At 56.4% G+C, this 11,429-nt stretch carries 7 protein-coding genes; 6 read left to right on the top strand and 1 reads right to left on the bottom strand.

The window, feature by feature from the left end; all coding sequences use genetic code 11:
- Positions 1 to 15: 15 nt before the first annotated feature.
- A complete protein-coding gene (locus LOS79_RS15895) occupies positions 16 to 156 on the bottom strand; it encodes a hypothetical protein (RefSeq protein ID WP_315421568.1) in 141 nt (46 codons plus the stop codon).
- Positions 157 to 215: 59 nt separating this feature from the next.
- On the opposite strand from LOS79_RS15895, the gene LOS79_RS15890 reads away from it, so the two are divergent.
- From LOS79_RS15890 to LOS79_RS15865, 6 genes are all read left to right on the top strand, one after another.
- Positions 216 to 3,410, top strand: a complete 3,195-nt coding sequence (locus tag LOS79_RS15890; protein WP_315421566.1) for a glycoside hydrolase family 2 TIM barrel-domain containing protein — start codon at positions 216 to 218, stop codon at positions 3,408 to 3,410.
- A gap of 18 nt (positions 3,411 to 3,428) precedes the next feature.
- Positions 3,429 to 6,095 carry a family 78 glycoside hydrolase catalytic domain gene (locus LOS79_RS15885; RefSeq protein ID WP_315421563.1) on the top strand — a complete coding sequence of 889 codons (2,667 nt, stop codon included), beginning with the start codon at positions 3,429 to 3,431 and terminating at the stop codon, positions 6,093 to 6,095.
- Positions 6,096 to 6,272: 177 nt separating this feature from the next.
- Positions 6,273 to 8,096 (top strand): sensor histidine kinase, encoded by a 1,824-nt coding sequence (locus LOS79_RS15880; RefSeq protein ID WP_315421561.1) that lies wholly within the window; start codon positions 6,273 to 6,275, stop codon positions 8,094 to 8,096.
- A gap of 109 nt (positions 8,097 to 8,205) precedes the next feature.
- A complete protein-coding gene (locus LOS79_RS15875) occupies positions 8,206 to 9,546 on the top strand; it encodes an ABC transporter substrate-binding protein (protein ID WP_315422266.1) in 1,341 nt (446 codons plus the stop codon).
- Positions 9,547 to 9,676: 130 nt separating this feature from the next.
- Positions 9,677 to 10,546, top strand: coding sequence for a carbohydrate ABC transporter permease (locus LOS79_RS15870; protein ID WP_315421559.1), 870 nt, complete (start codon positions 9,677 to 9,679; stop codon positions 10,544 to 10,546).
- Positions 10,546 to 11,370, top strand: coding sequence for a carbohydrate ABC transporter permease (locus tag LOS79_RS15865; protein ID WP_315421557.1), 825 nt, complete (start codon positions 10,546 to 10,548; stop codon positions 11,368 to 11,370). Before LOS79_RS15870 ends, LOS79_RS15865 begins: the two co-directional genes overlap by 1 nt.
- Positions 11,371 to 11,429 lie beyond the last annotated feature (59 nt).

The raw sequence follows: 11,429 nt of genomic DNA, 5'->3' as shown, positions 1-11,429 counted from the left end.
CAGCCAGCCTGCCGGTCACATGTCCGGCAGGCTGGCTGTTGTGCGTCCAGGGCATTTCGTACCGGATACGGCATAAGGGAAGCCTGATGTCCCGGCTATTTCAACATAAGAAGTCGGTTTTGCCTGATGTCCTCCGCGCGGCTTCTTTCTTATCATGGATAGTGAGAAATGAGGCAAAGTGTATGTCTGTTGCATTTTGCAGGAGGAGCAGTGAGATGGTACCGGAGACTAGACCGCTTCCTGTATGGGAGGATTTAAGCATCCTGGGGATCAACCGTGAGCAGCCGCGTGCGGATATGATTCCGTTTGAAAGTTTAGAGAGCGCTATCATCGGGGCAAGAGAGCAGTCGCCCTTCTATCAGCTGCTTAACGGGGAATGGCAGTTTTATTATGCGCCGTCACCCGGAGGTGTGCCGGAGGGCTTCCGGCAGCCGGAGTACGCAGCGGAGCACTGGGACCGGCTGCCGGTTCCTGCGAACTGGCAGCTGCACGGATATGGACAGCCGCATTACAGCAGCTGCCCGTATCCGTTTCCCGTAGATCCGCCGCATGTCCCGGCTCTGAACCCTACAGGCTGCTACCGGACGGAGTTTCAGCTCAGGGAGGACTGGGCAGACAAGGAAATTACCCTTGTCTTTGAAGGTGTAGACTCCGCCTGCCGGGTGTGGGTGAACGGGCGGTCTGCGGGCTACAGCGAAGGAAGCCACTATACCGCCGAATTCAGCGTCACGGGTCTGCTGCAGCCGGGAAGCAATCTGCTGGCCGTCGAAGTGTATCAATGGTGCACGGGAAGCTACCTGGAGAGTCAGGATAAGTGGCGGCTGAGCGGTATCTTCCGTGATGTATATCTGCTGGCGCGGCCTGTCACGGGGATAAGGGATATTGCGGTAAAGACCGTTCTGCAGGAGAATTACACCGCCGCTGTGCTGGATACGTCTATCTGTGTGGTGAACCGGGGACTCTTGTCAGGGCAGCCCAGTTATCTTAAGGCCGCCTTACTGGATGCAGAAGGATGCACGGTGGCCGTGTGGGAGCCTGAACAGGCGGTGCAGCCGGAGCCGCAGACTGAGCTTGAAATCCGGTTCCGGGAGAAGATATCCGCTCCCCGGCTCTGGACAGCAGAGACCCCGTACCTCTACAGCCTGCTCTTGACGCTGCTTGACGCGGACAAGAAGGTGCTGGAGGTTTACAGGCTCGCCGTAGGCTTCCGTGAGGTTGCTATCAAGGAAGGGCGTATGCTTATTAACGGCCAGCCTGTAATTATCAAAGGGGTGAACCGGAACGAGTTCGATGCCCGGACGGGCTTCGTAACGGCGGTGACGGATATGGAAATGGACATTCTGCTGATGAAGCGGCATAACATCAATACTGTAAGGCTGTCCCATTACCCGAATGACAGCCGCTGGCTGGACCTTTGCGACCGCTACGGGTTGTATGTGATTGACGAGGCGGACTTAGAGACGCACGGCTTCGCACTGACCGGTGAGCGGGTGAACCAGGAGATTCCCGGCTTTGCGCGCGGGGCGGCGGAGAGCATCCTGTCAGAGCACCCGGACTGGCGCGAAGCTTACATCGACCGGGCGCGGCGGATGGTGGAGCGGGATAAGAACCATCCGAGCGTCATTGTCTGGTCGCTCGGGAATGAATCCGGCTACGGGCGAAATCATGAGGCGATGGCGGAGTGGGTCCGGGAGTCTGACCGGACCCGGCCTATTCATTATGAGCGGGCGTATGATGCGGATATTGTTGACATTGTCAGCACGATGTACCCGTCGGTAGAAATGCTGGCTGCCGAAGGCCGGAAAGCGGATCACCGCCCCTATCTGATGTGCGAGTTCGGTCATGCAATGGGCAATTCGGCCGGCAATCTTAAGGAGTATTGGGAGACCATTTATGCGTATCCCCGGCTGCTGGGCGGCCTGATCTGGGAATGGCGTGATCTGGCAATTCTGCGGACTGAAGCAGACGGGACGGAGAGCTATGCGTATGGCGGGGATTTCGGCGAGGAGCCGCATGGCGGAAGCTTCTGCCTCGACGGGCTGCTGTTCCCCGACCATACGCCGAAGGCAGCGCTGCTGGAATATAAGAAAGCCATTGAGCCGCTGGCGATGAACTGGATAGACCCGGCGGCTGCCTTGCTGGAGCTTCATAACCGCTATGATTTCCTGAATCTTGCCCATTTGCGCGGGAAGTGGCAGCTGTTCAGGAACGGTGCAGTAATTACTGAAGGAGAGCTGCCTGTACCGGACATCCCTGCCGGTGCAGCCGGAGCGGTACAGCTCCCATTGAACGCGGTAGATCTGTACGGTGGAGGCGAGCAGTGGCTGCATGTCTCCTTCACGCTGCGCAGTGCCGCCGCCTGGGCAGAAGCCGGGCATGAAGTGGCCTGGGCCGATCTGCCGCTGCCAATTGCAGGCACCGGCACTGCCGCTTCCGCGGCCCGGTCATGCCCGCTGCCTGCAGGTGCTGCACCCGCAGGTCCCGGCCTGCATATTACGGAATCCCCGTCAGCCATTACCGTAACCGGCAGCGGCTTCCGGCTGCTGTGGAACAAAGAATCAGGGCTGCTCACGGAGTGGGTGCACAGGGGGAACAGTCTTCTGGCCTCCGGTCCGGCAATGAATCTGTGGCGTGCTCCCATAGATAATGATGTCCATCTGGCCAAAGAGTGGATCAAAGCCGGCTATGACCGGCTGTATGCAGAGGTAAGGGGGGTAACGGTAGAGAGTCCGGGTACACTGGGCTGCCGGGTTACCGTCCGGCAGGTCATAGGACCAAGGGGAGGCGCCCCGGTCTGCTGTTCTACCCAGACCTATACCGTAACTGCAAGCGGCTGCCTCCATCTGATGACGGATTTCGAACCGCTGAAGGAGCTGCCGCCGCTGCCCCGTTTCGGGGTGGAGCTGTCCATGCCGGAGAAGTATAACGTGATGTCATGGTTCGGGCGCGGGCCGCATGAATGCTATGCGGACCGTAAGGAGAGCGGGAAGCTGGGCATCTACAGGGGGCTGGCCGAGGAGCAGTTTGTTCCTTACATTAAGCCCCAGGAGAACGGGAACAAGGCCGATATCCGCTGGGGGAAGCTGACGGATGAGCAGGGCAACGGGCTGCGGTTTACAAGTAATGAATTATTCAATTACAGCGTTCACCCGTATTCAGTCCGGGACATGTCCACCGCCGCCCATGTCCATAAGCTGAAACGGCTGGACCGGATGATGGTGAAGCTGGACGCCGCCCAGAGCGGAATCGGCAACCACAGCTGCGGCTATGCGCCGACGCTTGCCCCGTATCTGCTGGAGCCTGTCAAACGTTCATTCGCTGTGCTGCTGCAGCCATTGCTTGCCGGCAGGGCTGATCTTGAAGGCACGCATATCTATTCAACTGCGCAGAATCAATCAGAGCAGAATTAACTAATGGGGGTAAATGCAATGACCATGTCAGTTGTTGACTGCAGGACGGAATATCTGGTTAATCCGCTGGGGCTGGACGTGTTACAGCCGCGCTTGTTCTGGAAGCTGGAAACGGAGGCGCCTGCTGCGGTGCAGACGGCGTACCAGATCCTGGTATCCGCCAGCCCCGCAGAGCTGGAGCAGGATCGGGGTGAGATGTGGGACAGCGGCAGGACAGAGAGCAGCGAATCCGCGCATATTGTTTACCAGGGGGCGCCGCTTCAGGCTGAAGCTGTTTATTATTGGAAGGTTCGGGTGTGGGACAGGCAGGACCGGGTATCTCCCTGGAGCGGACCGGCCCTGTGGAGTATGGGCATTCTGGCCCGCAGGGACTGGAAGGCGAAGTGGATCGGCCGCAAGGCGGAACAGGGGCTGAAGCTGCAGCCGAGTCCGTTTTTCCGAAAGGAGTTTAAATTAGCAGCTCCGGTGAAACGGGCGGTAATTTATGCTACGGCACTGGGGCTCTATCATTTGCGGGTGAACGGTGTTAAGACCGGTGAGCTGTTCTGTCCAGGCTGGACGGATTATGATACGAGGGTTCAGGTGCAGGCCTATGATGTTACGGACAGGGTGGCAACGGGTGCTAATACTTTGGCGGTGATTCTGGGTGAAGGCTGGTATGCAGGAACCGTAGGCTTCATCTCGGATAAAATCTACGGCGAGCGCCCGTTCCTTTCTCTGCAGCTGTCGGTCGAATATGAAGACGGCAGCAGGGAGCGGATCGTTACCGACGGCAGCTGGCGGACCAGGAGAGGGCCGATTGATTACTCCGATATGATCTTGGGCGAGCGTTATGATGCCACCCGGGAGCTTACGGGCTGGGACCGTACGGGCTACGATGATTCCGGCTGGGAGCAGCCGGATATCCGCCCGGGGTACAACGGGCTGCTGACTGCATCAATGGAACCGCCGGTGCGGATTACGAAGAGCATGACGCCGCTTAGCCTGCGCAGGACGGAAGCGGGAACTTATATATATGATATGGGCCAGAATATGGTTGGCTGGAGTGAGCTTAAGGTGACGGGAGAACGCGGGACGCAGGTTACCGTCAGCCATGCCGAAATGCTGAATCCGGACGGCAGCCTGTACCTTGATAATTTGCGGGTGGCGGTGCAGCAGGAGCACTATATCTTGAAAGGCGGCGTTGAGGAGCGGTACGAGCCGCATTTCACCTTCCATGGCTTCCGTTATGTAGAGCTGGCCGGCTACCCGGGCGAACCTGACCTCGGTACAATTACCGGTAAAGTCATTCATTCGGATACGCCTGTTACGGGCAGCCTGGTGACCTCAGACCCTATGGTCAATCAGCTGTACTCCAACATTACCTGGGGCCAGCGAGGCAACTTCCTGTCAGTGCCTACCGACTGTCCGCAGCGTGATGAACGGCTGGGCTGGACAGGGGATGCGCAGATCTTTGCCCGCACGGCTTCCTACAATATGGATGTGTCCCGGTTCTTCAACAAATTCATGTGGGATATGATTGATGCCCAGCAGCCGTCCGGCGCGTTCACCGATGTGGCGCCGGATGCCGGCTGGATCCGCTACAAAATGTGGAGCACACGCCTTGACTGGTTCGCTCCCGATAACGCCGGCTGGGGCGACGCCGGCGTGGTGATTCCCTGGACATTGTACCTGATGTACGGGGATACCCGGATTCTGGAGACCCATTATGCGGCGATGGTCCGCTGGGTCGAATATCTGGAGTCGATGACGGACGGGCTGGTGCGGCCGGATTATGCCAACTACGGCGACTGGCTGTCCATCGGGGCGGACACGCCCAATGATGTGCTGGCTACCGCTTATTTCGCCTACAGCACGAAGCTGCTGGCGGATATTGCCGGGGTGCTCGGCAAGCCGGGGGATCAGGAGCGCTTCACCGAGCTGTTCACAGCGGTTGCCGGAGCATTCCGCAATGCTTTTGTGGCAGAGAATGGCCGGATTCAAGGCGGTACACAAACCGTGTACGTGCTCGCGCTGCAATTCGGTCTGCTGACCGCTGAGCAGCAGACTATGGCGGTGCGGCATCTGGCTGCGGATATTCAGGCCCGCGGCAACCGGCTGTCGACCGGCTTCCTCGGCGTAGGTTATCTGCTGCCGGTACTGGCCGATCACGGCCAGCTGGACCTGGCCTATTCCCTGCTGACGCAGGAGGAATTCCCTTCCTGGATGTACTCCGTTAAAGCCGGAGCGACAACCATCTGGGAACGCTGGGACGGCTGGACGGAGGAGAACGGCTTCCAGACACCGGAGATGAACTCCTTCAATCACTATTCCCTCGGCTCTGTGGGAGAGTGGATGTTCCGCTACATGGCGGGGATTGAAGCTGATCCGCAGCAGCCGGGCTTCAAGCATACGGTCATCCGCCCGCAGCCGGGCGGGAAGCTGACGAGCGTCAAGGCCGGGTACGAGAGCCTCTACGGCAGAATAGAGACGCGCTGGCAGCGGTCCGCTGACGGCGTGTTCCGGCTGACCGTGGAGATTCCGGCCAATACCACGGCAACCGTATATCTTCCGGGCAGCGGGGCGCAGGCGGAGTCCGCGGGGCAAATGCCGGCACCTGTCCGCCGCCCTGCGGAGGCCGGGGGGCAAGGCGAAGCCGTCTTTTACATCGGCTCAGGCACGTACAGCTTCACCTCCATTCTCTAAACTGACAGTATACAGGAATTAAAAAGGCAAGGCAGCCGGTCACAGGGTTGTCTTGCCTATTTTCATTAAATCGGTTTCCCAGCGGCATACCTGAATCATAGTGCATGATTATCCAAAAAGCCGGAGACAGCACGATGTAGTAAAATGATCTCAAACAGAAGAGGGGGGGAACTGCTTATGCAGTTATGGAATCAATTCCGCTACCGGCTATCCGGGATCCGCACGACGCTGCTGCTTAGTTATCTGGTCATTATTTTTAGCTGTATCGCTATGGTCGGGGTCGCATCCTACTATATTTCCTATACTTCCATGCTGGAGAAGGTCGAAACGGCCAGCTTCCAGATCGTACGGCAAATCGAGAACAATATGGACAATGATATGCACAACAAACGCAACCTGCTGCTGTCGCCTTATTACAATCAGCAATATATCGACGATATCAACGCTTATGCCTCACTGGGCAGCGAGAGCCGGTTTGTCATCAACCAAAGCTTCGAGGATCTGTATTTGAAAACGTTTAACACCACGCCGATTACCGATTTCGTCCGATTCCGGATCTATTTCAGCACAGGAGAGCTGCTCAGCTCCTCGGATAACAGTCTTCCCGGGAAGCCTGCCGATGTGCAGAAGGAGCCCTGGTTCCGCGAGACGGTCAGCAAAGACGGGCGGGTCAATTTCATCAGCACTCCCGGACAGGAATTAAACGCAGCAGCGCCTCCCGTTGCCTATTCGACTGCGATTCTGATCCGCGACTTCGCCAACCGTGACCAGTTCATTGTGGTTCGTGCAGATTACAGCGACGGCCTGTTCCGCAGCATTGCCCGGAATGCCGAGCTGACCGCGGGCAGCAAATTCCTTGTCCTGAATGAGAGCAATAGCCCGGTGTATGTCTCTGGCGGAGAGACTGCCCGGGAGGGAGGGCGGATGGAGGCAATTCTGCCCCGGATGCAGGGGGAGCAAGGGACCTTTTGGTTCAGCGAGGATGGCAGAAAGTATTTCATCTCCTATACACGCTCGGACTATTCCGGCTGGAAGACCGTACTGCTGACGCCGAAGAAGGAGATTATAAGCCCGCTGAACCCGATTAAGACTGCGGTCATGTATATCGGCGCGTTCGCTTTTCTGATCACCTTCCTGCTGTCCATTCTGCTCGGGCGGAAGATAACGAAACCGATTCTGGATTTGCACAAAAGCGTCAACCGGATCAAGCGCGGCGATTTCTCGGCCGGCCTCGATGTGAACCGGAACGATGAGATCGGCCGGATTGCGATGAATTTCAATGCCATGCGCAATGAGCTGCAGCTGCTGATTGAGAATAAATACATATACCAGATCAAACTGCAGGAAGCGGAGCTGGCGATGCTCTACTCCCAGATCAACCCCCATTTTCTCTACAATACGCTCGACAGCATCAAGGCTATGGCCGACTATTATTCCGTGGGGGAGATCAGCGAGATGGCGCAGTCTCTGGCGGATATGTTCCGTTACAACATTAAGAACAGCGATGAGATCGTGACCCTGCGCGAGGAGCTGGAGCAGATTGAGGCGTACATCCGCATTCAGAGCTTCCGGTTTGAGGGGAAGTTTCAATATAAGGTTGAGGTGGAAGAGGAGCTGTATACTTATCCTTTGTTAAAAATGACCCTGCAGCCGCTCGTCGAAAATGCGGTCTTCCACGGTATTGAGCCGATGCGCGAGCAAGCCAGCATTACAATCACCGCAACCAGATGCCCGGGAGGTGTGCAGCTGAGCGTCAGCGATACCGGGGTCGGCATCGGCGGGGAACGGCTGGAGACCATCCGCGCCGCGCTAGTGCGTCCGGTATACCAGGAGCAAGCCTTGAGCCTGGCCAGCGGCACGGGCATCGGTATCCGCAACGTGTACGCCCGGTATGCGATCCGCTACGGAGCGGGAATGGACTTCGAAATTGCAAGCACGCAAGGACAGGGAACGGTAGTTACACTGATTCTACGCGAGGCCGGCACCGGGAAGTCGAAATAATCAACATTAATGGTCGAGATCGTGAATGTGTCATGGAAAGCGCTTGCATTAAGATAAAGGTGTAGCACAGATAGCTAGAATAATGGGGAGGTTGCAGCAAGTGAGAAAAATGAAAACGGTATCAATGGTGCTCGCAGTATCTTTGGCTTTGCTTGGTCTGGCAGGCTGCGGGGGGAATAACAACGGCGGCGGAGCAGCAGGCGGCAATACAGCCGGCAGTAATAGCGGTGCCGCAGAGACCAAAGCGAAGGACCCGGTTACGATCAGCTTTGTTATTCCGAATACAGTCGATACCGCGCCGTTCAGCCAGCTGTTCAGTGAATATGAGCAGCAGACAGGCAATAAGGTCGAGCTTCAGGCGCTGCCGGGCGGTGAATTCGACAACATGATGAAGACCCGGTTCTCTACCGGCGACTTCCCGGACCTGTTCCTGATGCAGCCGGGGACCAAGCAATATGTGAAGCTGCGGGCGGATGAAATGCTGCGCGAGTGGTCCGGGGACAGTGATGTATGGGCCCGGATTATCCCTTCCATGAAGGAAGCCCAGACGCTGGACGGTAAAATCTACGGCGTGCCGTACGGGGCTACCGGGATGTACGGCGTGTTCTACAACAAGGATGTTTTCGCCAAAGCCGGCGTAGAGCCGCCTAAGAATTATGCCGGTCTGATTGAGATCGCGCAGACAATCAAGGCAGCAGGAGTCACCCCCTTCTATGAAGGCGTGAAGGATGGCTGGCCGGCGCAAATCTTTTATCTGACCGGCTGGGTATCGAATGTGGATCCGGCCATCGGGGATGAAGGCGTGGCGAAGCTGCAGAATAATGCCCTGAAGATGAATGAGATTCCGCAGCTCAAGGAGCTGTTCGTGAAGCAGAAGGAGCTGATCGACCTCGGGCTGTACCAGGATAATGTGCTGGCCGGCACGTACGATGAGATGCAGACCATGCTGGGTGAGGGCAAGGCGGCCATGGCCTTCAATCTGGACGGCATTATCCCGCAGCTGGAGAAGAAATTCGGCAAGGAATTCGTTAACGATAAGCTGGGCTTCTTCCCGTTCCCAACCGATACCGACGAAGGCGTAGCCCTGGTCACGCCTCCGAACCAGCTGATGATTCCGGTCCAGGCCAAGCATGCGGATGCTGCGGCAGAGCTGGTGAAATTCATGCTCACGCAGGAAATGACAGACTTGTATTATAAGGCGGCGCCGGGAATTCCGATCTTTGAGAATGCCGCAGTGGAGCTGGTTCCGGTACAGCAGACCGTCAAGGAGCTGATTGACGCCGGCAAATCACGGATCAATATCCAGAACCGGCTGACTCCGGTGTTCGCGGACTTCCAGAAGCTGCTGCAGATCTTCTTTATCAACGGCGATGTGGATAAGGCATTCAATGATTTCTCGGCCAATTATGAAAAGGACGGCAAATCGAAGCTGCTTGAAGGCTTCAAATAAGCCGCAGCTTAAGCTTAGTCTTGGACTGTCTGCTGCCTCCCGGACCCTTCAGCGGTTCCGGCAGGCAGCGCGGCAGGCCGGGTTGTGAAAGTCCTTTCGGCAGAGCCAATAGAGAAAAGGAGAGAGATTCATGGGAGGACGCAAATACCCGCTGTATTTCGCATTTCCCGCACTTGCGGTGTTTCTGGTGTTCTTTATTACGCCGACGGTTATCGGCTTTTATTATAGCTTCACTGACTGGAATATCAACGCGGATGTGATCACGTTTACCGGCCTTGATAATTACCGGACGCTGTTTCAGGAGCCCCGGCTGCTGACCGCTTTTAAGAATACGCTTATTTTTGCAGCGGCCGTTACGGTATTTCAGAATGTGCTTGGGCTCGGGCTGGCGCTCATCCTTAACGAAGCGCTCAAAGCGAGAAATTTTCTGCGGATGATCTTTTTTATGCCCTATGTCATCTCGCCCATCGTAATCGGTTACATTTTCCGGGCAATCTACCATCCCTCGAACGGTATCATTAATCAGCTGCTGCATACGGTAGGGCTTGGCGGGATGGCCCAGGATTGGCTGAATGATCCGAAGTTCGCCCTGTTCTCGGTCATTATTACGGATCTGTGGCGGGTTACAGGCTTCTCCATGGTGGTCTATCTGGCCGGCCTGCAGTTCATCTCCAGGGATCTGATCGAAAGCTCGTCGATTGACGGGGCGCATTACTGGCAGCGTTTCCGCTACATTGTGTTCCCGCTGCTGGCCTCCTCCTTAACGGTGAATGTGCTGCTGGCGATGATTAATTCGATGAAGATTTTTGAAATGGTGATGGTGCTGACGGACGGCGGCCCGGGCTATACCACGGAAGTATTCTTTACTTATATAAGGAACATGTTCAGTACCGGACAATTCGGATATGCGACCGCAGTCAATCTGATGCTGTTCGTGCTGGTTACTATAGTCGGGGTGCCTGTACTAATGGGCCTGAAGAAAAGGGAGATGGAGTACTGATGCAAACGCAGCAACGCGGCAGACTGATTCTGCTGGAGGTCATCGCCTTTGCGCTGGCTATTCTGATTCTGATCCCTTTCCTGATGATCCTGATCAACTCCTTCAAGGACATCCGGGAGTCGGCCTTATTCGGCCTGAACCTGCCCTCGGAATGGAAGTTCTCCAATTATGCGGATGTATTCGCCCAGGCCAATATTCTGCGCGGCTTCAAGAACAGCCTGCTGATCTCCGCTTCGGTAGTGGTGAGCGTCAACCTGTTTGCCTCCATGGCAGCCTTTGTCATTCAGCGGCGGGATGACAAATTCATGCGCGGCTCCTTCTACATGTTCATTATGGGCCTGATCGTTCCGGTGTCCATCGTTCCGACGATCAAGCTGATGGGTGACCTGCACATCAAAGGCACTTACTTCAGTCTCGTGATGTACTATACGGCGGTGCTGCTCCCCTTCGCGATCTTCATGCTGGTGGGCTTCATGAAATCCGTGCCGCGTGAGCTGGATGAAGCCGCTTTGCTTGAGGGCAGCAGCTATTTCCGGCTGTATTTCCAGATGATTCTGCCGCTCCTGATGACCGTCCTGGTCACGGTGACCATCGTGGTGCTGGTGTCGGTGTGGAATGACTTTTTCGGGCCGTTCTATCTGATGACGGACAGTACCAAATGGACGCTGGTGCTGCAGGTATTCAATTTCGTCACCCTCTACAGCACCAACTGGGGTATTGTGTTCGCCTTCATGGTGATGGTGGTTGCCCCGGTGCTAATTATCTACCTGTTCCTGCAGCGTTACATTATTGACGGGCTGACCGCAGGCTCGCTCAAAGGCTGACCGCCGCTTTCTCTCATTCCGTCCGGCTCTATTTAAGCGGGCTTCATCCTGACTTCGGA

It is taken from the genome of Paenibacillus sp. MMS20-IR301 (assembly GCF_032302195.1).
Taxonomy (GTDB): domain Bacteria; phylum Bacillota; class Bacilli; order Paenibacillales; family Paenibacillaceae; genus Paenibacillus_AQ.
The sequence above is the reverse complement of the archived record's forward strand: the minus strand, read 5'-3'. Positions and strand labels throughout refer to the sequence as shown.